The organism is Acidobacteriota bacterium (assembly GCA_039030395.1).
GTDB lineage: Bacteria > Acidobacteriota > Thermoanaerobaculia > Multivoradales > JBCCEF01 > JBCCEF01.
The window spans coordinates 25,342-49,717 of the sequence record JBCCEF010000010.1 but is presented as its reverse complement, the minus strand read 5'-3'; the positions used below and the strand labels follow the sequence as shown (position 1 = coordinate 49,717).

General features: G+C 65.8%; 18 protein-coding genes. 5 read left to right on the top strand and 13 right to left on the bottom strand.

Annotation, left to right across the window (positions count from 1 at the left end; translation table 11 throughout):
• Positions 1 to 34: 34 nt before the first annotated feature.
• Positions 35 to 1,261, bottom strand: coding sequence for an aminotransferase class I/II-fold pyridoxal phosphate-dependent enzyme (locus AAF481_11445; GenBank protein ID MEM7481779.1), 1,227 nt, complete (start codon positions 1,259 to 1,261; stop codon positions 35 to 37).
• Positions 1,262 to 1,331: 70 nt separating this feature from the next.
• Between AAF481_11445 and AAF481_11440 the strand changes: the two genes are divergently transcribed.
• Positions 1,332 to 1,817: an Lrp/AsnC family transcriptional regulator gene (locus AAF481_11440; protein MEM7481778.1), complete on the top strand. Its 486-nt coding sequence runs from the start codon at positions 1,332 to 1,334 to the stop codon at positions 1,815 to 1,817.
• Between the two features lie 332 nt (positions 1,818 to 2,149).
• On the opposite strand, the gene AAF481_11435 is transcribed toward AAF481_11440, so the two are convergent.
• Positions 2,150 to 2,746, bottom strand: coding sequence for an HD domain-containing protein (locus AAF481_11435; protein MEM7481777.1), 597 nt, complete (start codon positions 2,744 to 2,746; stop codon positions 2,150 to 2,152).
• A 179-nt stretch (positions 2,747 to 2,925) separates the two neighbouring features.
• On the opposite strand from AAF481_11435, the gene AAF481_11430 reads away from it, so the two are divergent.
• Positions 2,926 to 4,482: a dipeptidase gene (locus AAF481_11430; protein MEM7481776.1), complete on the top strand. Its 1,557-nt coding sequence runs from the start codon at positions 2,926 to 2,928 to the stop codon at positions 4,480 to 4,482.
• Between the two features lie 165 nt (positions 4,483 to 4,647).
• Here AAF481_11430 and AAF481_11425 read toward each other — a convergent pair whose 3' ends face one another.
• The 5 genes from AAF481_11425 to AAF481_11405 all read right to left on the bottom strand — a co-directional run bounded on the left by AAF481_11425 (position 4,648) and on the right by AAF481_11405 (position 9,811).
• Entirely contained in the window at positions 4,648 to 5,856 is a 1,209-nt protein-coding gene (locus AAF481_11425) for a succinylglutamate desuccinylase/aspartoacylase family protein (GenBank protein ID MEM7481775.1), read from the bottom strand.
• The gene (locus AAF481_11420) at positions 5,856 to 7,055 is read right to left on the bottom strand and encodes a RimK family alpha-L-glutamate ligase (protein ID MEM7481774.1); all 1,200 of its coding nucleotides are present in this window, start codon (positions 7,053 to 7,055) and stop codon (positions 5,856 to 5,858) included. Before AAF481_11420 ends, AAF481_11425 begins: the two co-directional genes overlap by 1 nt.
• The gene (locus AAF481_11415) at positions 7,052 to 7,525 is read right to left on the bottom strand and encodes a RimK/LysX family protein (GenBank protein ID MEM7481773.1); all 474 of its coding nucleotides are present in this window, start codon (positions 7,523 to 7,525) and stop codon (positions 7,052 to 7,054) included. Before AAF481_11415 ends, AAF481_11420 begins: the two co-directional genes overlap by 4 nt.
• A 341-nt stretch (positions 7,526 to 7,866) precedes the next feature.
• Positions 7,867 to 8,151, bottom strand: coding sequence for a hypothetical protein (locus tag AAF481_11410; protein MEM7481772.1), 285 nt, complete (start codon positions 8,149 to 8,151; stop codon positions 7,867 to 7,869).
• 367 nt (positions 8,152 to 8,518) lie between these two features.
• Positions 8,519 to 9,811 (bottom strand): pyridoxal phosphate-dependent aminotransferase, encoded by a 1,293-nt coding sequence (locus AAF481_11405; GenBank protein ID MEM7481771.1) that lies wholly within the window; start codon positions 9,809 to 9,811, stop codon positions 8,519 to 8,521.
• Positions 9,812 to 9,875: 64 nt separating this feature from the next.
• Between AAF481_11405 and AAF481_11400 the strand changes: the two genes are divergently transcribed.
• On the top strand, positions 9,876 to 10,661 hold the full coding sequence (locus AAF481_11400; protein ID MEM7481770.1) for a hypothetical protein: 786 nt from the start codon (positions 9,876 to 9,878) through the stop codon (positions 10,659 to 10,661).
• Here AAF481_11400 and AAF481_11395 read toward each other — a convergent pair.
• Entirely contained in the window at positions 10,658 to 11,506 is an 849-nt protein-coding gene (locus tag AAF481_11395; protein ID MEM7481769.1) for a CAP domain-containing protein, read from the bottom strand. The two genes, AAF481_11400 and AAF481_11395, sit on opposite strands and share 4 nt — an antisense overlap.
• A gap of 92 nt (positions 11,507 to 11,598) precedes the next feature.
• Here AAF481_11395 and AAF481_11390 point away from each other — a divergent pair, with 92 nt between their 5' ends.
• Positions 11,599 to 12,225, top strand: coding sequence for a TrmH family RNA methyltransferase (locus AAF481_11390; GenBank protein ID MEM7481768.1), 627 nt, complete (start codon positions 11,599 to 11,601; stop codon positions 12,223 to 12,225).
• On the opposite strand, the gene AAF481_11385 is transcribed toward AAF481_11390, so the two are convergent.
• The 3 genes from AAF481_11385 to AAF481_11375 all read right to left on the bottom strand — a co-directional run bounded on the left by AAF481_11385 (position 12,222) and on the right by AAF481_11375 (position 15,398).
• On the bottom strand, positions 12,222 to 12,938 hold the full coding sequence (locus AAF481_11385; protein ID MEM7481767.1) for an MBL fold metallo-hydrolase: 717 nt from the start codon (positions 12,936 to 12,938) through the stop codon (positions 12,222 to 12,224). The two genes, AAF481_11390 and AAF481_11385, sit on opposite strands and share 4 nt — an antisense overlap.
• A 17-nt stretch (positions 12,939 to 12,955) precedes the next feature.
• Positions 12,956 to 14,377 carry a M28 family peptidase gene (locus AAF481_11380; GenBank protein ID MEM7481766.1) on the bottom strand — a complete coding sequence of 474 codons (1,422 nt, stop codon included), beginning with the start codon at positions 14,375 to 14,377 and terminating at the stop codon, positions 12,956 to 12,958.
• Between the two features lie 79 nt (positions 14,378 to 14,456).
• The gene (locus AAF481_11375; GenBank protein ID MEM7481765.1) at positions 14,457 to 15,398 is read right to left on the bottom strand and encodes an MBL fold metallo-hydrolase; all 942 of its coding nucleotides are present in this window, start codon (positions 15,396 to 15,398) and stop codon (positions 14,457 to 14,459) included.
• Between the two features lie 279 nt (positions 15,399 to 15,677).
• Between AAF481_11375 and AAF481_11370 the strand changes: the two genes are divergently transcribed.
• Positions 15,678 to 16,112, top strand: coding sequence for a hypothetical protein (locus AAF481_11370; GenBank protein MEM7481764.1), 435 nt, complete (start codon positions 15,678 to 15,680; stop codon positions 16,110 to 16,112).
• Positions 16,113 to 16,218: 106 nt separating this feature from the next.
• Here AAF481_11370 and AAF481_11365 read toward each other — a convergent pair whose 3' ends face one another.
• Both AAF481_11365 and ipdC read right to left on the bottom strand, forming a co-directional pair.
• The gene (locus AAF481_11365) at positions 16,219 to 22,509 is read right to left on the bottom strand and encodes a GEVED domain-containing protein (GenBank protein MEM7481763.1); all 6,291 of its coding nucleotides are present in this window, start codon (positions 22,507 to 22,509) and stop codon (positions 16,219 to 16,221) included.
• A gap of 135 nt (positions 22,510 to 22,644) precedes the next feature.
• On the bottom strand, positions 22,645 to 24,336 hold the full coding sequence (gene ipdC, locus AAF481_11360) for an indolepyruvate/phenylpyruvate decarboxylase (protein ID MEM7481762.1): 1,692 nt from the start codon (positions 24,334 to 24,336) through the stop codon (positions 22,645 to 22,647).
• Positions 24,337 to 24,376: the final 40 nt, after the last annotated feature.

The following is a 24,376-nucleotide window of genomic DNA, read 5'->3' as shown; positions in this document are numbered from 1 at the left end:
AATCCATGCCCTTCCGCCGCTGTGCCCGCCGACCTCAAGCGACGGGACGGGCGATGCTCGGAGCTCTCCGGCGCACCGCCGCCAGGCCAACGGAGAGATCGGCCCACAGGTCGTCCACCGCTTCAAGCCCTACCGACAGGCGAAGCATGCCGGGGCGGATCCCGGCCTCGGCACGCGCCTCGTCGGACAACACCCGGTGGGTGAGGGCCGCCGGATGCTGGATCAAAGTGTCCGTCGAACCGAGGCTCACCGCCGGGGTGATCAGGCGGAGCGCCTGCACCAGGCGGTTTGCCGCCTCGTAGCCGCCGGACAGCTCGAAGGAAAGCACGCAACCGGGACCCGCCAACTGGCGCCCCAGGAGACCCTGAGGATCGGCCCCGTCCAATCCAGGAAACCACACCCGCGCCACCGCCGGATCCGCCGTCAGACGTTCGGCCAGCGCCTGGGCCCCGGCCTGCGCCGCGCGCACCCGCACCGGCAGGGTCTGGAGTCCGCGGTGTAGCAAATAGCCGGCGAGGGGGTGGAGCACGCCGCCGGTCACCAGCCGGACCTGGCGCAGCGCCGCGGCGGCCTCGCGGTCCGTTGCCACCACCCCGGCCAGCACGTCGCCGTGACCGCCGAGGAATTTGGTACCGCTGTGCAGAACCCATCGGGCGCCGTGGGAAAGCGGCTGCTGTAGCACCGGCGTCGCGAAGGTCGAGTCCACCAGCACCGGTACGCGACCCGCCTGCTCCACCAGCGAGGCGATGTCCCACAGATCGAGGGTGGGATTGGCGGGGGTCTCGATCAGTACCATGGCGGTGTCCGGCCGCACCGCCGCGTGTACCTCGTCCGGCGTCGTCCAGGTGACCTCGATACCGAGCAGACCGCTGGTCAACAGATGATCGCTGCCGCCGTAGAGAGGACGGCAAGCGACCACGTGCCCACCGGGACCGACGTGGGCGAGCAGGCAGGCGGTCAACGCCGCCATGCCGCTAGCAAAGGCCACCGCCACCTCCGCGCCTTCAAGGGTCGCCAGAGCCTCCTCGAAGCGAGCCACCGTCGGATTGTGCAGGCGGGAGTACACGGAGCTGCCCCGCGGCTCTCCGCCGGCCACCATCGCATCGAGACTCGACGTGCCGGCGCCGAGATCCATCAGCGGATTCGTCGTGGAGAAGTCGAGAGGAGGAGCATGTACACCCAGCTCGGCCAGGTCACCACGCCCGGAGTGGACCGCACGAGTATCGATGGAAGACGGGTAAGATGGTTCGTTGCGTCGCATGGTGAACCCAGAATAGAATCAGATTCGCACTCAGACGCTATTGACCGAATAAAATTCGGATATCGATCCCATGCGCGCCCTCGACCGAACAGACCACGCCCTGCTGACGGCTTTGCAGAAGAATGCACGGATCACCAACAAGGAGTTGGCAGTTCAGGTGGGCCTCGCGCCCTCCACCTGCCTCGAACGGGTACGGCGGTTGGAACGCGGCGGCGCCATCACCGGCTACCACGCGGAAGTCTCGCCGAAAGCCCTTGGCATCGGCATCCAGGCCTTGATCGCCATCCGCCTCACCCGCCATTCCCGCGACCGGGTGGACAGCTTCCGCCGCCACGCCCTCACCCTGCCGGAAGTCATCGCCATCTACCACCTCGCCGGCGCCAACGACTTCCTGGTGCACGTCGCCGTCCAGGACTCCAACACCCTGAGAGACTTCGCCCTCTCCGCCTTCACCACCCGCCCCGAAGTCGCCCACCTGGAGACCAACCTGATCTTCGAACACCAAAGCAGTACCACCCTGCCAATGCTCGCGAAACCCATGGAGTGGGCAGGGTAGTTTCAGGGGGGCTGGGCGCCCCCCTCAACCCGACAAAGTGTCATTGTTCGGGTTTCACCCTCGTCCTCGACAGCTCTGCTGCCGCCTCGCCCACAAGGACTCGGTCGTAACTCCAAGCCTGCTTCTCCATGGGATCCCCTGGCCGTCGCTCTCACCGGAGGGCGACTCTGACCGAGCGAGCACGGAGCGCAACTTGTCTGAGCTGAGATGAACGACGAAGCGAAAAATCGCGGCGCGATGAGCGAAGATCTAAAACGGCACCCAGGTGACCCGGCGAGTTCGAGCACCGCGCACAGCCGGTCAGGGTCGCCCGGCCCCAAGGGACGGTCGGGTCACCCGGCAGCCGCCCGACCATCCAGTTCCAGAATCTCAGCCGCCCCCTGCATGGCCGCAAGAACATTTCCAACGTGCTCCCAGAGTTCAAGCCCACCGTCGTAGCACTCGCGAGAGAAATCCTCCGTCGCCGCCCGCACATGCTCCCGGTCCACCCCGGCCGCAAAACTCTTCTCCTTCCAAGACTTCTTCACCGACTTGAGCCTGAGCTGACGCACATCCTTGTGCGGCCTCACCAAAACCGCCGCAATGATCAAGCCGGTGATCTCATCGCTCGCCAGCAGGGCAAACTCCATCGGCATCGTGCGCTCCACCCCGGTACCGGCCGTATTGTGAGACAGGATGGCACGCACCACCTCCTCCGGGCAGCCGCGGTCGCGCAAGATCGGCGCCCCGTTTGCCGGATGAGACTCCAGAGTCGGGTGAACCTCCCAGTCGAAATCGTGCAGCAACCCCGCCAGACCCCATGCCTCCGGATCGCCCCCCAAGCGCTCCGCATAGAGGCGCATCACCGCCTCCACTGCCAGCATGTGCCGACGCAAACCATGGTCGGCAACATATTCCCGCACGATGTTCCAGCCCTCGTTCCGATCCATCGGCCCTCCTCCCATTGCGCGGCGCATCATAGCAATGGCCCTTACACAGCGACCGGCTGAGCGCTAGACTGCGTTTCGAGGCAGGAAGCTTGCAGGCTTCCCGCCTCGGCCGCCGGACCTTCTGCGTGGCCCCCGACTCGCTCCAACAACCCAGCCGAACATCGAGGATCAAACTAGCCATGCGATATCGAACGCTCACCGCTCTCGCCCTTCTGGCCGCTCTCGTCTCCGGGACCACCGCCGCCGACGCACCGTCCCGAGAGGCCCTCGCCGCCGCCGAGCACGCTCGCGCCACCTACGGCGCGGCGACGGAAGAAGCCCTCGGCCGGCTGGTCACCTTCCGCACCTTCAAAGAGGAGGGCGTCGAGAACGCGGACAACCCCGAAGTCCACGGAATGAGCGAATACCTCGCCGCCAAAGCAGAAGAACTGGGCCTCGAATTCGAAGACCACGGCGCCGTGGCGATCATCGCTCTTGGCAAGGGCAAGGGACCGGCCAAGCGCCTGGGCATCGTCACCCACGGCGACGTCCAGCCGGCGGATCCGGGCGAGTGGGCCAAGGACCCCTTCGTCCTCGACACCGAGAGCGACCCGGGCAAGTTGATCGCCCGCGGTACCGAGGACGACAAAGGCCCCATCGCCACCGCCCTCTACGCCATGAAGACCCTGAAGGATCTCGACGTCCCCCTCGACCGGCGGATCGAGCTGATCGTCTCCTACACCGAAGAGAGCGATTGGACTCCCTATCGCGAGTTCCTCGCCGGCTGGGAACCGCCGGCCCTGAACGTGGTGATCGATGCCTCCTACCCGGTGGTGGTGGCCGAAAAGGGCTGGGGCTCGATTCACCTCACCCCCGCCGCACCGGAACCGGAAGTCGCCGCGCCCGGTGAGGAAGCCACCCCTGCGGGGCCGCGCCTCGAGTCGATCACCGGTGGCGCCTTCCTGTCGCAGATCCCCGGCCGCGCCGAAGCGGTCATCCTTGGACCGGTGCCGGGTCTAGTCGGAGTGCTGGGGGATCGCCTCCGCGTCCGTCAAGCCGCCGGCGCCGACGTCGAGATCGAGATGAAGGGCGAGACCGACAAGCTCACCCTGCGCGCGAAGGGCGTCGCGGCACACTCCTCCACTCCCTGGAACGGCAAAAATGCCATCACCCACCTGGCGGCAATCCTCGACAACATCCCGTGGCAGGAAACCCAGGCCACCCGGACGGTGCGCCTGATCAACGATCTGGTGGGCCTGGGCGACGAGGCAGAAAAGTTCGGCGACCTCGCCTACGCGCACGACTTCATGGGACCCCTCACCCTTTCCCTCACCACCCTGGAAGCGAACGACGAAGGTCTGTTGACCGCCGGCATCAACATCCGGCGGCCGGCGGGGCGCAGCAACGAAGAGGTGGAGGGAGCGATCCGCGACGCGGTGAACGCCTGGAGCGAGGAGTGGAAGATTCCGGTGGCGATGGAGATGCGGATCGGCGAGCCCTACTACCCGCAGGGCGCGCCACAGGTTCCGGTCCTCCTTTCCGTCTTCGAGCACTTCACCGGCCAGGAGAACCCCCAGCCGCTCTCCATCGGCGGCGGCACCCACGCTCGGCTGATGCCAAACGGCGTCAATTTCGGGCCGTCGATGCCCGGCGAGGTCTACACCGGCCACACGGAACATGAATTCCTGACCCGCGAGCAGCTTCTCCTGAACCTGGAGATGTACACCGCCATGCTCGTAGAGCTAGCAGGGCGCTGAATCGGCTTCGCCGAGTCTCTCAGCGCTCCTGCTAGCTGTTCGTTTTCAGGGGAGCTTGGCGCCCCGCCCGCGGTCCGTTCCTCGCCCTCACGGGCTCACCCCGATCATCGGCGGCTAGGCCGCCGCCTCGACTTCACGGTCTCGGTCGCATGAAGGACGGAGTCGCTATGTCGCCGAAGGCTTTGTCTTCGAGGGCTTTTTCGCCGGGGCTTTCGCCTTCACGGGCTTGGTCCTAGGAGCTCTCCCCTTCGACGGCGCCTTGCGCTTGCGGGTCTTCACTTTGCGCAGCGAACCCTGCCAGTCTCCGGCCTCCGGCTCGGTGACGGCGACGTTGGCCGCCAGGTCATCCCGCACCCGCTGGTGCAGGCTCTCTTCCGGCAACCGATTGAGGACCCGGCGGATGCGGGCAATGCCGCCGCGCGGGTAGGCCAGGTGGCACACCGGATCGCCCGGCTTGACCGCCGGCAGGGTGGTCAGGCCGAGCACCACCGCGCCCTTCGGTGCCGCCATGACGGATTTCTCCTCGCCGATCAGGTTGGTCACGGCGGCCACCGGTTGTCCCTTGCGAAGAACATCGCCGGGCGCCGTGTGGAAGGTCAACATACCGCCTTCATCGGAGCGCAACCACTCGGTCTTCTCCGCCTCCGCCCGGTAAGCGGGCTTCTCCGGCTCGCCCTCCACCATGCCGAGGTCGATCAGCACGTTGCGCACCGCCCGCACCCCGAGCTCCACGATCCCCGGTTCGATCTTCCACACCTCGCCGGCCTCCAGGGTCACCGTCGGCACGTCGGCGGCGCAGGCGGCGCGGCGGAGCGTACCCGCCGGCCCTTTGGTGTCCACCGTCACCGGCCAGCCGACGGCTTGGGCCAGGCGCCGTACCGCCGGCTGGGAGAGGTCGGCTCGGATGTTCGGAAAGTTGGTTCGCCGCACCGCCGCCGAGTGGAAGTCCAGGCAGAAGTCGCAAGGCGCGATGAGCTGATCGAACACCTTGCGGGCGAACCGGCTCGCCAAACTACCGCTCCTCGAACCCGGGAAGTAGCGGTTCAGGTCCCGACGGTCCGGCAGGTAGCGGGACAGTCGTTCGAAGCCGAGAATGTTGACCACCGGCACCAGCACCAGGGAGCCGGCGGCCAGCTCGAAGGGCCGATGGAGAATCAACCGCCGCACGATGCCGGTGCCGTTGATCTCGTCACCGTGGACCGCACCCACCACCAGCACCACCGGTCCCGGCTGCACAGCGCGCTCCACCCGCACCGGCAGAACGACTTTCCCGCCACTGTAGCTCTCGGTGACCGCAACGGAAAGACTGCGGCTGCGACCCGGAGGGATCTTTCTTCCGGCGATCACCAGTGCCTCGGCGGCAGCTTTCCCCATCATGCTTTCCTTGGCTCCGCCGCCGCGACGGTGCCCTTGCGCAACCGGCGCAACCGCGGCGGTGCATGCTCGGGCATCAGGCCGCGCAAGGTGTCGAGCTTGCCGAAGCACAGCAGGCGATCGCCCACTTCGAGCACCCGGGAAGATCTGGGGTTGGCGATCGCCTTGCTTTCCCGGTGCAGGGTCAGGACCGAAACGTCGCGATCCCGCAAGCCGGTTTCGGCCAGGGTCTTGCCGACGAGCTCCGAATCTTCCGGGATGGGCACCTCGGCGACCCCGTAGCCCCGGCTCAGCATCAGCCGCTGGCGAAGATCCACGTCCGGAAAGCGCACCTGATCGATAACGTACTCGACGATCGCCCCGGCGACGTCGATCTGCGAGGCAGCCTCGATGCCCTGTAGCCCGGGCGACGAATTGACCTCCATCACCTGCGGTCCCTCGGCGCCTTCGAGCATGTCCACGCCGGCAATGCGCAGCCCCAGGATCTGGGCCGCCTGCACCGCCGTCGCCTCGTACTGGTCGTCGAGTTCCACCGCCATGGCCGATCCACCACGATGCACATTGGAGCGAAATTCGTCACCCGCCGCCCGCCGGCGCATCGCCGCCACCACCCGATCGCCCACCACCAGCGCCCGGATGTCGCGCCCCCGGCTCTCGGCTACGAACTTCTGGATCAACACGTTTTGCGAGGTGCTCTGCAGGGTCTCGATGATCGCCTGGGCGCTGTCGATCGTCTCGGCGAGGATCACGCCGATGCCTTGCGTGCCTTCCAGCAGCTTGATGATCACCGGCGCGCCGCCCACCCGCTCGATGGCCGGCAGGACGTCCTGCCGGCGTTTGACGAACTCGGTGGCCGGGATTCCGATCTTGTGGCGGCTCAGTTTCTGCAGCGAGCGCAGTTTGTCGCGGGAGCTGGAGATGCCGATGGAGGGATTGGCCGTGAACACCTGCATTTGCTCGAACTGGCGGACCACGGCGGTGCCGTAGAACGTCACCGAGGCGCCGACGCGAGGGATCACCGCATCCAAATCCGCCAGCGGTTTGCCGCGGTAGAAGAGATCCGGCGACTCCTCTTCGAGCGAAATCGACATCTGCAGCACGTCGAGGAGCACCACCTCGTGCCTGCGACGGCGCACCGCCTGGACCAGCCGGCGGGTGCTATAGCTCTGCGGCGAACGGGAGAGAATGCCAATCTTCATCGAGATCTCCGACGCCGGGGCCGACGCATTGAAATGAGATAGCTGCGGCCGGCATCGACCAGGAAATGTCCCTCCAAGGCGCGACGCCCAAGGAGCATGCGGCAGACCAACTTCGGTCGGCGCACCAGGCCGAGCTCCACCTCCACCCGGTGGCTGCCGATCTCCATCTCGGTACGCACGAACAAACGGTCGTGGGCTTGACCATTGCTGGAACGCACCCGCGCCTTGCGCACGATGGACGCCTCCACCACGCGGTGGTCCTCCGGTGTGCGGCGGTCGAGGATCACCTCGAAGCTCACTCGCCCGCCGGGCAACTCCACCAGATTGGCCACGTCGATGGCGCTCGACCGCGCTCCGGTGTCTGACTTCGCGCGGATGCCGGGAATCCCCCAAAGCGGCAACGCCACTCGCTCCAACCAGCCGATCGCCGGCAGCCCTTCCGGGCCGGGTACGGGATCCTGAATTCTCACGCGGAAAGCGGCGGAGGGAAGGTCGGGGAGAACATCGGTGGGAACAACCTATCACCCCTGATTTGCGGAGAAACAACCACCTGGCGGAATCCGCAACGCAAACGAGAAAAGGCCAGAGATTTTCATCTCGGGCCTTTCACTCTTCCGTGCGGAAGGCTCCATCTGAGCACCGGCCCTGCGAACGGCCCGGAGCCCCCAGGGCGAGGCGCCCCCGGCGAGGCGGCGCCGGAAGCGCCGAGGATGGGGTGAACCCCAAGGGCGAGGGGGCGCCTAGCCCCCCTCAAAAAAACAAACTAGCGGTGCTGCTGCAAAGATGCGAGAAGCGCACCTTCAGCAGTCTGCTAGTCACAGTGGCATTCGCGGCCCAGGCAACAACCGTTGGCGCCACACTCGAAGTCTTCTTCACACTGGATGCCTTCGATACACATGAAGTGGGTGGACGTGGGCAACGCCGACGCGGCCTGCTGAGTGCCGAGGAGGGTGTCCAGATCGACCACCCGCTCGCTCTGGAGCGTCTCTTCCTGGACCAGGTCCTGGAGCTGCGCGGCCGGTTCCTCGGCGGAGGTCGCCAGGGCGAGACCGAAGGCCAACAGGGCGGCGAGCAGAATCGTGAGGGTCTTCTTCATCGGGGTGAGGCTCCTTTCCACAAGGGTGATGCCGCGTTTGCAGCGCAGCGAAGGTGGGCCCGACGACCGGGCTCCTAGCCTGCCCTTCTCACCGTCAACCTACTGCGAGTCCGTATGCCACTGAATCTGCTGCGTGATCCGCTGAATCTGCTCCTCGACGTACTGAAAGTACGCCTTCGTCACAGAACCCGCGGATGCCTTGCGTCTTCTTACGACCTACGGCCTCTCGCTTGGGGTCGCCGGTGAGGAAGGCAGGCTTGATGGCACGAAGCGAGCCATTCTGCCGGAGAGGTGCCGGCCCAACGCCGAGAGGTTTAGTGGAAAGGAGAATGTGCGACCAAGGATTCGCCGAAGGGACAGAGCCAGGCTAGCGGACGTCTCGAATCAGCTCTTCCAGGCGGTCGAGGCCGCGGGCGATCTCGTCGATCGGAGGACCGAAGGACAGCCGCACGTGATTGCGAAAGCGCGACACCCGGCGGGAGCGCCGCCGCCCCGGATTGATGTCGAAGAACACCCCCGGAACGCAGATCACCTTCCGACCGAGGGCCGCCTGGAAAAAGGTCGGGCCGTCGGACAGGGTCTCCGGCAAGGCATCGAGGGAGACGAAGGCGTAAAAGGTGCCGTCAGGCTCCCGGTCGAGGCGCATGCCGAGTTCGCGCACCCGGCGAATCATCAGTTCCCGCTTGGGCAGGAAGGCTCGCCGAATCGCCTCCGTCTCGGCCAGCACCACGTCCGGTTCGAGGAGGTCGACGGCGGCGCGCTGCAGGGGGCACGAACCGCCGCCGTCCAAGAACGAGCCGGCGCTCTCCATCGCCTCGATCACCGACCGCGGCCCCAGAGCCCAGGTCACCCGCCAGCCGGGATAGCGCCAGTTCTTGGTCAAGCCGTCGAAGATCACCACCGGATCGCGGTCGACGTCCTCGACATAGCGGGCGGCGCTCACCACCGGCAGCGGCTCTTCCGGGTGGTCACGCCACACATAGTGCGAATAGAACTCGTCGAGTAGCAAGGTGCAGTCGAGTTCCCGGCCCACCGCCACCCAGCGGTCCAGCTCCGGTCCGCAAACCACCTTTCCCATCGGGTTGGAGGGGTTCGACAACAGCAACGCCGACAGGCCGCGGCCAGAGACTTCCCGACGCAGATCCTGCGGCGAGAACTCGTAAGCCCGCTCGCGGCTCAAGAGAATGGGAATCGCCGTCACCCGCCGAAAGATGTCAAGCAGCTCTTCGTAGGCCGTGTAGTCCGGCAAGAAATGGCCCAGGTTGACCCGCCCGAGGGCTGCCGCCGTGCGGGTGAGAGCCGCCCGACCGCCGCCCGAGATGCCGACGTTTTCCGCCGCATACTGCGACTTCCGCCCGCGCCGATACAGGCGGTTGTAGAGCTGCGCCACCGCATCGCGTAGCTCCCAAAGTCCAGGGACCGGCGCGTAGTCGCGATCCCGCGGGTCGATCGGTACCGCCTCGACCCGCGGCGGCGCGCCGGGTAGCTCGCCGGTCTCCGGTTGTCCCTGGCCCAGGTTGCACCACTCCGGATCGCCCGCCCGGAAGCCGTGAGCCTGGGCCTGGTTGGTGACGTAGATCACCCCCGTACGGGGAACCGGCCGAAAGGCCTGCAGCGGATCGTCGCCGGGTTGGGCAGGAGTGAAGGCGGACGGCGTCATAGCCCGGGACACTAACACCCGCGGACCGCACATCCGCCACCGAGCGGTGGGTTACGATCATCCCGTGAACACCACCCCTCCTCCGCCGAACCCTCCGGAGCGGCGCTCGCCCTCGCGCGGCTTCCTGGTGTGGCTGCTCGTCGTCCTGGTATTCGTGGCGATTCTGACCGGCGGAACGCTCTATTTCGTGCGCTCGATTCTCGAGATTCCGGGCAAGACCGTGGACGCCGGACGAGAATTGCTGGAAGACGTGCGCTCCGTGGCCGCCGCCTTCCGCCAGGGCACCGTGGAGACCTCCTTTCGCGGCTACCTGGTCTCCCTGGAGGGCACTTCGCGCCTGCAAATCGCCACCCTGGAGCAGATGGAGACCTTCGATCTGCGCGACCGCGCTGCCCTCTTCTGGGGGGAGTTGGAGTTGCCGGAGGTGGTGGTCGAGGTTTCGGCACCGGTCGAGTACACCTACTTTGTGGACCTCGAAGGAGACTGGCGGATCGAGCAGGTGGGCCACGTCGTGCAGCTTCTCGCCCCGGCCATCGACAACAATCGGCCGGCGGTCAATCCGTCGGAGATCGAGTACCGGGTGCGGGAATCGAGCCTCTTGCGGGACGAACAGCCGGCCCTCGACGAACTGAAGAACCGCTTCGCCGAACTCGCCGAGCGGCGCGCCCGCGACCACCTTCCGCTGGTCCGGGAAACCGCCCGCATGGAGGTCGAAGCCTTTGTCCGAACCTGGCTCCTCCACAGCTTCTCGGATGGCGCCGACGTTGCGGTGGTGGTGCGCTTCGCGGACGAGGATCGGCCGCGAAGTCCAGTGCTCGACCGCCTACGGGAGATACCGGCGAACGGCTAAGGGAAAGAAGTGGTCCAGACGGAAGTATTGCCGGACTCGAACCCATCGCTGAAGATCGGCGCGCCGCCCGCCAACTCGATGCTGTCGTTAGCGAAGCGCACGGTGCCGGCACCGTTGCGGATCTCCACAAACACCGTCTTCGTGCCGCCACCGTTCGAGAGCGGCCAGGCGACGTTCGACGAAAACGCCTGCCAGGCGGTGAACGAACCGTTCTCGTTGCGGATGCGCATCTGCGTCGCCCAGCCGTTGCCGTACAGGTAAAGATCGACGTTGCGATCCGGTGTCGAGGCGGCCTCGCGATCGATCACCACCGGGTAGCCGGTCGAGGTGCGGCCGAAAACCTGGGTCCAGTAGCCGCCAAAAGGCCCGACGATCTGCTCCTGAACGCAGTCCGTGTCCGGGTCGAAGCGCACATTGCCCAGGTCTCCGGCCTGGAAGAAGTACCCCGTGCCGACCTCCCGGTACGAGGTGGAGAGAATGTTGTTGCGGTGGCCCGGGCTGGCGAGCCAGTCGCTCATCAGGTCGGCAATGGTGTCCTGGCCGGCGGCGATGTTCTCGGCGACGCTCGACCACGGGTAGCCGGCGGCCGTCGCCCGGTCGCCGTGGTCGGTGCCCGTGTCGAGATCGCAGTGGCCGAAGAAATTGCGCTGCGCCATCGCCTGGGAGTGATTTTCGGAGGCGGTGTCGAGGGCGGCGTTGCCCTTGAGCGGCGCTAGCTGGCCGTTGTCCCAGCGGGCCTGGTTGACCGCTTCGAGGAGCTGCTGTTCCAAGCTGGCCGGTCCGCCGGCGGAGAGGGCGGTGGTTGCGAACAGGGCACCGCACAGTAGAAGAACCGAAAACTTCAAGAAAGAAGAAGCATTTTCCATAGCTCCTCAAGTATATCGGCTGATCAACTCGACGCCGGGCAGATCGCCGCGGCCGATATGCTCGCCCTCCGATGAACGACGACCAGAGCCCACCGCCCGACGAACCCAAGGTCGGCGTGGCCCCCCATCCGAAACCCTGGCCCGAGGATCCTCGCCTCGACCCGGATCTACTGGAGCACGGCGACCGGCGCAACGTGGTGGACCGCTACCGCTACTGGCGGGTGGAGGCGATCGTCGCGGATCTCGACACCCGCCGGCACCCCTTCCACGTGGCGATCGAGAACTGGCTGCACGACCCCAATATCGGCACCGTCGTGCGCAACGCCAACGCCTTTCTGGCGCGGGCCGTCCACATCATCGGGAAGCGCCGCTGGAACCGCCGCGGCGCGATGATGACGGAGGTCTACCAGCACGTCGAAAAGCACGCCAGCTTGGAGGCCTTCGCCACCTGGGCGGCCGGCGAGAACCTAGCGGTGCTGGGCATCGACAATCTACCCGGCTCGCTCCCCCTACACCGGGCGGAGATCCCTCGCGAGTGCGTGCTGCTCTTCGGCCGCGAGGGACCCGGTCTGTCGGCAGGAGCGCGAGACATGGTCCAGCAGGTGATCTCCATTCCGCAGTACGGTTCCACCCGCTCGATCAACGCCGGCTCCGCCTCAGCGGTAGCGATGGTGGAATGGTGTCGGAGATGGGCCTAGCGGCCCATCAGACGCCGCCAGGCATCCAGGCTCGGCACTCGCAGATAGTGGTTGTGCTCCAGTTCGTCGGCCAGGGTCGACGTGGGGGTGGGGCCGTAGTGGTGCCCTGGGAACAGCACCGTCGAAGCCGGCAGTTTGGCGAGCTTGCCGGTCAGGGTGTGGTACATGGCGTCCGGATCGCCACCGGGGAGATCCACCCGGCCGCAGCCCTGCACGAAGAGGGTATCGCCGGCCACCAGGCGGTCGCCGATCAAAAAGCACTGGCTACCGGGGGTATGTCCGGGGGTGTGGAGAAAGCGGACCTCGAACTCACCCAGCGCCAGGGTGTCGCCGTCGTCCACCTTGCGCAGGTCCGAGTCCGACACGCCGGTGACCTTCTTCAACCCGTCCGCCTCGTGCTTGTTCACCCAGATCGGCACTCCCTGGGCTTCGAGCAGCGCCGATACGCCCTCCACCGACAAACCGAAGAGGTCGCCGCCGACGTGATCCGGGTGATAGTGAGTGACCAGCGCGCCGGTGACCCGATAGCCATCCGCCTCGGCCAGCCGCAGCAGGCCGGAGACATCCCACGCCGGATCGACGATGACCGCCTCGCGCTTCACCGGATCGCCGATCAGGTACATGAAGTTGCGCATCTGGCCGGCCGCCGGATGGGCGGTGGCCACCTGTTGGCCGGCGAGGAGCTGACGGAAGTAGAGGGTCGGTTCGCTCAAGGGTCGCTCTCGCCAAATCAGCCTTGAGAAGAACTCCAGCGGGTCACGTCGCCGCTCTCGAAGCCGTCGTCGAAGATCACCGTCGTCGAGGCGCCCGCCTCGATGGCAAGCAACGCGCTGTAGACCTTCATCACTTCGACGGCCTGGGTCGGATTGAGGTTATCGGCGGTGTCGGTCGCCTCGTGGTAGTGCGGATAGGCACCCCAGTCGTTCGAGTAAATGGCGACCGCCGGCATATTCCGGTCGATGTAGGGCACATGGTCCGAACAGCAGGTGGCCGAGGTGGTGAACACGGTCAACCCGGTGTAGATGCCCGCCAGATCCTCGACCTGCTGGGCGAGGCCCAGGGAAACAGGCCGATAGCCGAGGATGATGTCCATCTGGGCATCGTTGGACCAGCTAATCATGTCCATGTTGAGCATGCCCTGGATCTTCGAGGCATGGCCGCCATTGACCAGCGAAAGGGCATGGGAGGCACTGCCGTGGAGGCCCTGCTCCTCACCCGCATAGCAGGCGAAGAAAACGGTCTCCTCCGTCGGGTACTGCGAAAACACCCGCGCCAATTCCACCACCCCGGAGCAGCCGCTGGCGTTGTCCTCGGCGCCCGGCGCCGTCGTCGCCGAATCCGTGATGAAGGACGTGCGTGCATCGTAGTGCCCGCCGACAATCCACCAATCGTCCGGCCGCACAGTGCCCGGCAGGGTCGCGATGACGTTCTGGACCGTCGTGCCGCTCACCTGGAAGCTGGGTGTCTCTACGGTTAGCCCAACATCCTCGAACTGCCCGACGAGCCAGTCCCGCGCGGCGGCGATGCCCGAACCGTGGGTGTGGCGGTGGAACCCCGCCAGGGTCGTCCCGGTGGTCAACCAGCGCGGCCCGTCGATGGCAGCGAGCACCTGCTGGACCGAGGGATCCGGCGATCCCAAAGCACGGGACTCTTGATTCGCCGCCTGGCGCAACAGCACCCGATTGCGCTCGAAGGGGAGCAGCGCCGCGCCGACGGAAGTGGGCCCCGGTGAGCCTTCCACCGCGGCGTGCATGGCGTGCCAGGGCGCTGAGAGATCTGCCCCGTCGCCCACCTCCACGACCGCCGAGCGCCCGGCGCGGAGCAGCACCCGCACCCCCGGAACGCCGAAATCCTTATCGTGGGCCCGGCGCAACAGGCGCAACCGATCCTCCTCGACGTCGTCGTGGCGAAGGCGCACTTCGGCGACGCCGGAAACCGTCGCCGGAAGTTCCACACCGCCGCACAAAAGCAACTCCGTACCGGCTTCCGTCCACCAGGCCACGCCATCGATCCGCTTGAGGTCCGCGAGGCGCTCAAAACCGACCCCATCGATATTGACCACGGCGCAGGTGAAGAACGGGCGTTCCGCTCCAGGGGCGGCGGCCGCGGAAGTCAGGGCCACGAGCAGGCAGGTGAGAATCAGGCGTCGCATCTGGGAACTCCTCAGCACGAAGAATAGAAAGCGCAGCAATCAAACTAACACAGCGAGCCCGGGCCGCAGCGATGATCGCCTACAGCTCGAACTCCTGGCCTTCGCCGGCGACGGCAAAGCCGCGCTCGGCGACCCGCCGGGCGGCCGCGCTCTCCGGCTCCAAGGCCGGGTTCGAATGATTGAGGTGGGTGAAAAGAATCTCCGGCGATGCCCTACCGGCGAAACGCTCCATCGAGTCGACGATCAGCGGATGACCGATGGAGTCCACCGTCCGGCCGGGCAGTTCATCCGCCGAGTAGAAGGTGCCGTCCAGCAGCGCCACATCGACCTGATCGAGGATCTCTTCCACCGGCGCGCTCCACCGTCCCCAGGGTTCCGTGTCCGGCATGTAGAGGAGCGACCGGTTCGGCCCGGTGATTTTCCAGGCGACGGTGTCCGAATACTCGTCGCGGTGAGGTACCGCGAAGGGTGTCACCGTCACCCCATCGCCCAGCTCGCGGGAGGTGCCCGGCGCCGTCTCCTGGAGGGACAGGTTGCCCATTCGAACTAGCTGATCCCACGGCCCGTGGCCCGACAGGAAACCGGCCATACGCGGCGTGCAGTACACCGGCAGATCCCGGGCGTGCACCGCCTCGAAGCCGAAAAAGGCCAGGCCCAGGTAGTGACCGATGTGGGCGTGGGTCAGAAGCGCTCCATCGACCGGCTCGCGGTCCACCCGGTCCGGTGGATCGTTGCGCACGTCCATCAAACCGTCGAGCTGGCGCCGGACATCCGGCGACACGTCTACCAGGAACACCCGTTCGCTCGCCGGCAGCACGATCGCCAAGGAGGTGACGGCGCGCCGGAAGGACGGCTCTCGACGCGCTCGGTCACAGCGATCGCAGGCGCAGGCGGCATGGGGCAAACCGCCGTCCTGGGCGGTTCCGATCACCCGCACGTAGGGTGAGCCGGCGGCGCGGGCGGAGATGCTGGACGGCTCCCTCGGGGATTCGCTGAACGCTTTCTCTGGAGGTTCGTTCATCGCCGGGCTGCCGCAGGCCAAGCCCGCCGCGGCAGCGAACCACAGCAAAATAGGTGGGCATCGTAGACGTCTCGGCCCGCCTCGGTACGATACGGCAGCGGTAGACAGGATCATCGAAGACGAGCGCCGTGGGCATCGACAACCGGCGCTCACCCAGGGTACCAAAGACCCGCCGGCCTTTTTCTAGGAGAATCCCTGCCTCGTTAGTTTATGCTTGGCCCCAGAAATCTACGCGGCGAAAACGCCGGAATTCTGCCCGATCCAGCGAGAATCGACACCATGCCTTCCGACGAAAACCCTCCCGTCAGAGACTTTCTCGATCGCCTCGAACAGCGGCGGCTGAGCCAGAAGGAGTCCTTCCACGAATCGGTTTCGGAGCGGCGCCAGATCGGCGAACGATTCCGGCAGGTCCAGGAGCAAGCCATCCTGCCGGCCCTGGGAGAAGTCGGCCGGGAACTCGAACGCCGCGGCCACCACCCCAAGGTTCGGAACGAAGGCAGCACGGTGACCTTCACCGTCGGCGTGAAGGGGGTGAACCCCAAAATCGGAGTGTTGCGCTTTCGGCTGCTCGACGATCCGGCGGACCAGATCCGGGTGGATTTCGAAGGGGTGGTGCTGCTCCAAACCCGCTACCGGGTGAAGCTGTCGGAGTTCACCCGCAAACTGGCGACGCGGCTCACCCTGCACTTCACCGAAGCCCTGCTCAAAGACTGAACCGTCGCTCCGAAGTCAACCTCCCGAACAAGAATTTAGGGAAAAAGAGCGGGCCACGGGTTCTTCAATCGTGGCCCGCTGAATCTGCCAGTCCTACCCTCCGGCCTCAAGTGCTCTGTTTGAGGCGCAGAATCCGGCCCGCCGCGAAGGCGAGCAGTAGCCCTAGCATTGCCAATCCCATGGGTCCCAGAGCGGGAATCTCGAGAAGGCTCCCGAGGTCGAGCGTCACTTCCGTCGGCTCCTCGTTGTCCGTCGGATTGTCGTTTCCGTCGGGGTCCGGTGAAGGCCCGTCCTGGGACTTGTCGGTCACCGTTGTGCCCTGCGGGCTGGTGCCTGCGCCCGTCGCCGAGCAGACATAGGGCCCCGCGAAGTCGCCCGGCACCAGCCGGACGATCAACTCCAGGCTCCCCAGCTCACCGATCGCCAAAGTGTCCAACCCGGCCAGCAGGTCTGTATCGCCGGACCCGTCGAAGGCGCCGTTGGCCGTGAGGTTGGCGCTCGCCACCAGCGACTCGACGGCGAAGGACACCGCCTCAGCGAAGGCGACGGACAGGTCAGACGACACCTGCACCGACTCGAGCGGCACATTGCCGAAGTTCTCTATTTGAATCTCGTAGGTGATGAGCCAGGAGCCATCGCCATTGTCCAGCACATCGGTGGCTTCCTTGGCGACACCGATCATCACGTCTTCCGGCAACAGTTCGAGGCCGTAGTCTTCGATCTCGCCGTCCGGCGCTGGCCCGGTGGGTGCAAGGCCGGCCTGGGAGCTGTAGCGGAAACGCGCGCAGACCGGCCCGACGACGGTCACCGCCGGCACATCGACCGCCAAGGTGGTCGAACCCGCCGCCAGGGCCACATCGATGGCCACCGCCTCGTTCGCCAGATCACCGAAAACACCGTTACCGTTCCAGTCGATCCAGCCGTTGAGCACAGCGCCATTGGCCGCTTCGATCACGACATCGATGGTGCTTGACGGCACCACCATGGCCGGCAACACGACGCCATCCTCGTCGTCGACGCCGCCGTTGTCGTCGCCACCGTGGGCTGCATCCGGTTGACCGTCGACTTCTTCGTCGACCAGAGTGCCGAGGGTGGGATTGTCGACCGGCAGCACCGCGTGGCGCGGACCATCGTTCGCTAGCAGAGTTGCGTAGGGTGCCGGAGCGTCGCCCCAGTCCAGGCCCTTGAGGAGGAAGGTGTAGTCCTCCACTTCGCCGTCCGGCGCCGGAGCGGCGGTGTCCGTCGGAGTCAGGCCGCCGGTGGAACTCAACCGGAAGCGGGCGTATGAATTTCCCGCTTCCAGATCGCAGGGCACATCGAAGGGCAGCGAGTTGGCGCCGGTCACCAGGCCGGCGCTGGTGCCGCCGAACAGGTGCTCCGCCGGGTGGTCGAAATCGCCGTCGCCGTTCCAATCGATCCAGGCGTCGAGGAAAGCGGTGGAGATCGTCGAGGAGTTGGTCAACGAGGCATCGAGGATCGATGCCTCGCAGGCGGCCGCCATCGCCATACCCTTCGCGAAGACGATGCCGTCTTCGTCCGCCCCGTCGCCATCCGCGCCGGCCGTCGGCTGACCATCCGATTCGGAATCTTCACCGTTACCGAGGGCAAAGCCGGGCACGATGGTGTGCGCCGGTCCGTTGGCTCCTTGGGTGGTGCCGTAAGTATCCGGCGCATCACCGAAATCCACACCCTTGACCTGGAAGGTGTAGTCCTCCACCTCGCCGTCGCCGGTACTACCGGTCGGTGCTAACGCACCCCCAGAGGAAAGGCGAAAGCGCCCATAGCTCACCGCCTGGGGCACCGCCATGCAGGGCACGTCGTAGCTGAGAGCGTTGGCCCCCTCCGCCAACGCCTGACTGGTGCCGCCAAACAGATGCTCTGCCGGGTGGTCGAAGTCGCCGTCGCCATTCCAGTCGATCCAGGCGTCCAATAGGGCTCCGGAAAGCCCTGCGGAATTGAGCAAGTCGACGGTCAGTCCGTTGTCCGTCGAGCAGGCGCCAGCCATCGCCATACCTCCGGCGAAGGCGACACCATCCTCGTCTACCCCATCACCGTCGGCACCGACGGAAGGTTGACCATCGGTCTCAGAATCTTCCGTCGAACCCAAGGAATAGCCCGGCACCACGCCGTGCAGGGCACCGTTCGCCGCAACCGTCGTGCCATAGGTGTCCGGCGCGTCTCCCAGATCCGCGCCCTTCACCTGCACGAGATAGTCCTCGACTTCACCATCCGCTGCGGCACCGGTCGGCGACAAGCTGCCGGCCGACGACAGGCGGAAGCGCGCATAGCTGGAACTCTGCACTACCGCATTGCAGGGCACATCGAAGGTCAGCGCGTTGGCGCCGCTCGACAGCCCTTCGCTGGTGCCGCCAAAGAGGTGCTCCGCCGGGTGATCGAAGTCACCGTCGCCGTTGAAATCGATCCAAACGTCGAGCAGCGCTGGGGAGATGCCGGCCGAGTTGGTGAGATTCGCCGTCAGAGCGTTGTCCGTTGAGCAGGAGACGGCCATCGCCATACCGTCGGCAAAGGCGATGCCGTCCTCATCGGCGCCATCGCCGTCGGCTCCGGCCGAAGGTTGTCCATCGGACTCGCCGTCCTCCAACGGACCCAGCGAAAAGCCACCGACCAGAACATGCCGAGGACCGTCCGCCGCCACCGTCGTGCCATAGCTGTCGGGCGCGTCGCCGAGGTCGACTCCCTTGAGCGTAAAGGGGTAATCCTCGACCTCACCGTCCGCGGCGGAACCCAGGGGCGTCAGGCTACCGACGGACGAGAGCCGGAAGCGCGCATAGCCGGTGGCCTGAGCGACCGCATCGCACGGTACGTTGAAGGTCAGGGCATTGGCGCCGTTTGCTAACGGCTGGCTGGTGCCGCCGAACAGGTGCTCCGCCGGATGGTCGAAGTTCCCGTCACCGTTCCAATCGATCCAGGCGTCGAGCAGCGCCGCACGCACACCAGCCGAATTGGAGAGGGTTGCCGTCAGTGCATTGTCGTCGTCGCAGGCCGCAGCCATTGCCATACCGCCCGCGAAAGCGATGCCGTCTTCGTCGGCCCCATCGCCGTCGGCGCCCACGGAGGGCTGGCCGTCGAATTCGGCATCCTCCGTGGCACCGAGCGAGTAGCCCGAAACAATACCGTGTCGGGGTCCATTAGCGGCGATGGTCGTGCCATAGGTGTCCGGCGCATCGCCCAGGTCGATCCCCTTGATCTGGAGAACGTAGTCTTCGATTTCACCGTCCGTTGCGGCGCCCACGGGCGTCAGGCCACCGGTCGAGGAAAGACGGAACCGGGCATAGCTGGTGGCCTGGGCCACCGCCTCGCAGGGCACGTCGTAGGTGGCAGCGTTGGCGCCTGCTGCGAGGGTCCGACTTGTGCCGCCGAACAGATGCTCGGCCGGGTGGTCGAAATCACCGTCACCGTTGAAGTCGATCCAGGCATCCAGGCTGGCACCGGAGATGCCAGCCGAGTTGACCAAAGTCACCGTCAGACCGTTGTCCGTCGAACAGGCCGGAGCCATCGCCATGCCGCCGCCAAAGACCACGCCGTCTTCATCCACACCATCGCCCACCGCACCCACCGAAGGCTGGCCGTCGGATTCGGTGTCCTCAGATGCCCCCAGGGAGTAACCCGGCACCACCGCATGGCGCGGGCCGTTGGCCGCGAGAGTGGTGCCGTAGGTGTCCGGCGCGTCGCCGAAGTCCAATCCCTTGATCTGAAAAGCGTAGTCCTCGATCTCGCCATCCGCAGCGGCCCCCAGCGGGGTGAGGCTGCCGGCCGACGACAGGCGGAAACGGGCATAGCTCACCGCCTGAGAGACGGCGTCGCATGGGACGTCATAGGTCAGAGCGTTGGAGCCGCTCGACAGCGACTGGCTGATGCCGCCGAACAGATGTTCCGCCGGATGGTCGAAGTCGCCATCGCCGTTGAAGTCGATCCAACCGTCCAGATCGGCACCGGAGACACCCGCTGAGTTGGTCAGGGTCACAGTCAGGTTATTGCCCGTCGTACAGCCCAGGGCCATCGCCATGCCGCCGGCGAAGACTACGCCGTCCTCGTCGGCACCGTCCCCGATCGCGCCGACAGACGGTTGCCCATCGAGCTCGCCATCGACCGTCGAACCGAGGGAGTAACCCGCAGTCAGAACGTGCTGCGGGCCGCCGGCCCCTACGGTCGTGCCGTAGGTGTCCGGTGCGTCGCCCATGTCGGGGCTCTTGAAACCTTGGTCGTAGCGATGGTCGTGTTCGCCGTTCTTGCCGGTGTTGAGAGGGATTTCTACCTGGCCGGAAACGAGCGAACCATCCGAGTCACGAAGCTCGGCACCATCGTCGACACCACCGTTGTCTTGCGGCGACAAGGCCAACGAACCACAACTGCCGTTGATCGCCGTGGCATTGCCGCCGGTCAGAGCGATCCGTAAGGTGCAGGCGGTCTCCCGTGGCAGCGGGTCGCCACCGTTGGCCGTTGCGTAGAGAGCATCCGTGAACAAGTATTGGCCGAAAGCGTCGGTGGTCGCGGTGACCGGGTTGTCGGCGCCGCAGGTCAGAACCACGTCGACACCCGGAATGCCGCCTTCCGCGGAGCCCGGATCTTGAATACCATCGGCATCGGCATCGCACCAGATGCGGTTGCCAATCTCAAGCGGCGACTGTTCACAAATGGTGTCGACATCGGTGACCAGAGCCACTTTCAAGCCCCCGAATTGAAGTCCCGCGACGGTGCGACCATTCTGAGCGTCGAAGTAACGTACTCCGAAAGAGTTGATCGACAACGGATCGGTGTAGCCCGCAGCCACCTCACCGGTGCCGGGTACGACGGTGATGCCGGCCGAAAACAAGACGGGATGGGTCTGGGCGACGGTCGACCCATAGGACATGCCCTGCTCGTAGAACCAACTCCCACCGGGGCCTTCTCCCGCGTTCGGATTGGATGGATCAAAGCCAGCGCCCGACCAACCGGTTCGCGCAGCGGTGGAGTAGGGACCGGTCCCGCCCGCCGACTCGAGTACGAAATCGCCCGTTGCCGAACGTTGCGCCCGGACCATGAAACCGGCCGTCTGGGCGAAGGTGGTGTACATGATGCGCGGCATGACCCCGAGCACCAGAGAACCATCTTCCTCGAAGGCCAGATTGGTGAGGAACGGCTGGGGCTCGGCCACATCATCGATGCCGCTCCAAGGGAACATGTTGATGCTCGCCGGCTGCGGGAAGATCGAGTTGACCAGGAAACCGAGAGAAGCTGAGAGGCGGTTGGTAAAGGTAGCACCGTCGTATTCGAGCACCACCAGCCGCAGGTCCGCCGTCGAGCCACTGGCCGCGTCACAGACTCCGCCCAGGAAAACCTTGCCCCGATGAGTCGCCACTGCCCCCGGTCGGAAGCTACCGTTCGTACATCCGTGACCCGTGGGAGTGATCTCGGTGATCGCCGATGCTGCTGGCGTCACCGGTGGGTCGCCGACGGGGATCCGGATCAGCTCGCCGCCGCCCATATTGACCGCCCACAGCACCTGATCGTCGGCGGAAAAGTCGATGCCGCCCAATCCGAATTCACCGAATCGATCAAGCACACCTGCCGTCACCGGGTTCTGCGCAGTCAAGTCCACCACCGCTGCCAGATCCAGGAACAATCCGACCGATCCGCCCACGTAGCTGTTACCAATGCCCGAGTAATCAGCGGAGTAAATACCGCCAATGCCGGCACCGCCGGCCGGCCACAGGGGCGTGGCGATGGCCGAGAAGAACACCCTCTTGGTGGATCGATGCGTAGCAACGCCCAGCAGGTGCCCAACATCGCCGTAGTCGAGGTCGTCGGCGTGAGGGTGGATCTCGGCGTCGGCGGCGCTGGTGAAGCGGCTGTTGTAGGGCCACGAAACCACCAGCGGATCGGTCGCCGCAGCACTCCAGGGAACAGGCGGAAAAACAAAGCAGCCGGCGATGATGCGAGGATCGTCCTGGCAGTAATCCTCCGGATGCAGAACTCCGAAGTCAACTCCCGTAGCGCCGCTCGCCGCGAAGGCGACGGAGGTCGCGCCCTGCGCTCCCTCGAAGAGGAAAGCGTCGGCCCAGGTCAGCTCGAGACGATAGTCCGTAGCGGCGGCCAAGCCGCTCAAGCTGTAGTCACCCATCTCAGTCGCTGCACAGGCCGGGATATTGATCGCCACCGGCACGGTCGGCGGATTCGCCGGTAGGGAAACCGCCACAAAATCGCAGGAGGCGGTCTGCGACACCAAGGTGCCGGTGCCATCGAAGGCGCTGACCACTACCCGCGGAGCGCCGGCCTCTCCGGCCGCGTGAGCGCCATCGCCGTTCGCATCGTAGAAGACTTTGCCGTCGATGGTCTGAGCGCCGATCGGGACGGTGATTAGAAAGGCAAAGACGGACAGAGCAACCGTTCGGATCATCATCAACCTCCTCCGGGCAGAAAAAATCAGCCAACAAACGGAAGAAGGTTAATTTTTTAATTACCTTAGTGTCAACAATGAAATCGAGATATAGAGAAACTGCCCTGCGCCGCAGGGAGGATTTCAGGGTAGGACTCAGTCTTTCGGAGGAGGGGTGGTTCCCACGCTCCGGGTGAAGACCGACAGAGTCTCCGAAATATCGCCTTTCTCGAGCACCACCTCGATCAGCGACGTGCGCTCCTCGCCATTTGCCGCCCGCAGCGCCCGGCGCAGGTCCGCCGGGGTCCGCACCCGCCAGGAGGCGGCACCCCACAGGCTGGCGAGGTCCGCATATCGCCAGTCCGTCAAGTGGTTGTAGCCGGCGGGCAGGAAGGACTGGAGCATCTCCCAGGAATTGTTGTTCATCAGCACCACGATTGGCTTCAGGTCCCAGGCGAGGGCGTGGATCAGCTCCATGCCGGTCATCTGAAAGCCTCCGTCGCCCACCAGAATCAAAGGCCGCTCGCCGGTCACCGCTTCGAAGCCGAGGGCCGCCGGCACGCCGAATCCCATCGTCGCGTAGTAGGCCGACGACAGCACGATCTGGGTGTCGATCTGGTGGGCGCAGAACAGACAGTCGCCGGTGTCCGTAACCAACGGCATGCTGCCGCGCTCGGCAAAGAAGCGGTTGATCTCCGAGATCATGTCCGCCACCCGGATGGGTTCACGGGAGGCCGCGCCCACCGCCGTCTCGACCGTCGCCTTGTGGAACTCCGCCGGTCGAGCCGGAGGCGGCGGCAGATCCGGTGAGTCGAGGAGGGCGTCGACCAGATCCTCCAGCGGCACGTCCTGATAGCCGTGGTATCCGATGTCCACCCGCCGCGAAACGGCGCAGACCATACGCCGCGGGTCGATTGCCGACAACCGCACCCCCATGTTGGTGTCGGACAACAGGGCGCCCAACAGCAGCACCGCATCGGACTCCTCCACCAGCTCCCGCACGCCGGGCATCGACGCCGGTCCGAGGTACACACCGGCGAAGCGCGGATGGTCGTCCGGGAAGGTGCCGCGGCCCATGAAGCTCGACACCACCGGGATACCCAACCGCTCAGCCAGGCTCACCACCCGATCCGTCAGACCGAAGCGGTGCACCTCCACCCCCACCACCAGCACCGGCCGCTCCGCCACCGAGAGCTTGCGCACAGTCTCCTCTGCCGCCTCGGCAACGGCGCCGGCAGAGGTCGGCACCGTCAGGCGCCGGGCCTCCCCCACCCGAATCTTGCGGTCCACCATGTCCCGCGGCACCTCCAGGTACACCGGCAGCGAGAACTTGAGGCAGGCATCGAGGGCATAGCGCACCTGGTCCGCCGCCGTCTCCGGATCGTTCAAGACCGCTTGGTAGTGCGTCACCTCCCGGAACACCTTGAGCTGCGACTCGAAGGTCTTGACCTGGTGATGCACCAGAATGCCGCGCGAGCGTTCGTCCTCGCCCGGACCACCGGTGAGCACCAGCACCGGCGTCTTCTCCGCATAGGCCGCCGCCACCGGGTTGACCATGTTTAGGGCGCCGGCGCCATAGGTGACGCAGGCCACGCCGATGGACTGCTGGCCGCGCGCCGCGCCGCAGGCGGCGAAACCCACCGCCGGCTCATGGGACATGGTGCGCAGGGCGATCTTCGGATCGTCCTCGATCACCTCACAGAGGCGCAAAATGAAGTCTCCGGGGATGCCGAACACCGTATCGACGCCGATCTCCGCGAGCTGATCGAGGATGAAGCGCGCCAGCGTTGGGCTGCGCAGGGGCTTGCGGACTCGGCGGCCGGCCGGAGAAGACTTGGAAGGGCTCATGGCGCGCAGTATACCCACCCACCCGGAGCCCTTCAGGACC

Coding starts and splice junctions, on each gene's coding strand:
- AAF481_11420 (MEM7481774.1), bottom strand. CDS start 7,055: ATGAAGATTGGCATTCTCTCCCGTTCGCCGCAGAGCTATAGCACCCGC.
- AAF481_11430 (MEM7481776.1), top strand. CDS start 2,926: ATGCGATATCGAACGCTCACCGCTCTCGCCCTTCTGGCCGCTCTCGTC.
- AAF481_11375 (MEM7481765.1), bottom strand. CDS start 15,398: ATGAACGAACCTCCAGAGAAAGCGTTCAGCGAATCCCCGAGGGAGCCG.
- AAF481_11425 (MEM7481775.1), bottom strand. CDS start 5,856: ATGGGGAAAGCTGCCGCCGAGGCACTGGTGATCGCCGGAAGAAAGATC.
- AAF481_11435 (MEM7481777.1), bottom strand. CDS start 2,746: ATGGATCGGAACGAGGGCTGGAACATCGTGCGGGAATATGTTGCCGAC.
- AAF481_11365 (MEM7481763.1), bottom strand. CDS start 22,509: ATGATCCGAACGGTTGCTCTGTCCGTCTTTGCCTTTCTAATCACCGTC.
- AAF481_11440 (MEM7481778.1), top strand. CDS start 1,332: ATGCGCGCCCTCGACCGAACAGACCACGCCCTGCTGACGGCTTTGCAG.
- AAF481_11380 (MEM7481766.1), bottom strand. CDS start 14,377: ATGCGACGCCTGATTCTCACCTGCCTGCTCGTGGCCCTGACTTCCGCG.
- ipdC (MEM7481762.1), bottom strand. CDS start 24,336: ATGAGCCCTTCCAAGTCTTCTCCGGCCGGCCGCCGAGTCCGCAAGCCC.
- AAF481_11390 (MEM7481768.1), top strand. CDS start 11,599: ATGAACGACGACCAGAGCCCACCGCCCGACGAACCCAAGGTCGGCGTG.
- AAF481_11445 (MEM7481779.1), bottom strand. CDS start 1,261: ATGCGACGCAACGAACCATCTTACCCGTCTTCCATCGATACTCGTGCG.
- AAF481_11410 (MEM7481772.1), bottom strand. CDS start 8,151: ATGAAGAAGACCCTCACGATTCTGCTCGCCGCCCTGTTGGCCTTCGGT.
- AAF481_11370 (MEM7481764.1), top strand. CDS start 15,678: ATGCCTTCCGACGAAAACCCTCCCGTCAGAGACTTTCTCGATCGCCTC.
- AAF481_11405 (MEM7481771.1), bottom strand. CDS start 9,811: ATGACGCCGTCCGCCTTCACTCCTGCCCAACCCGGCGACGATCCGCTG.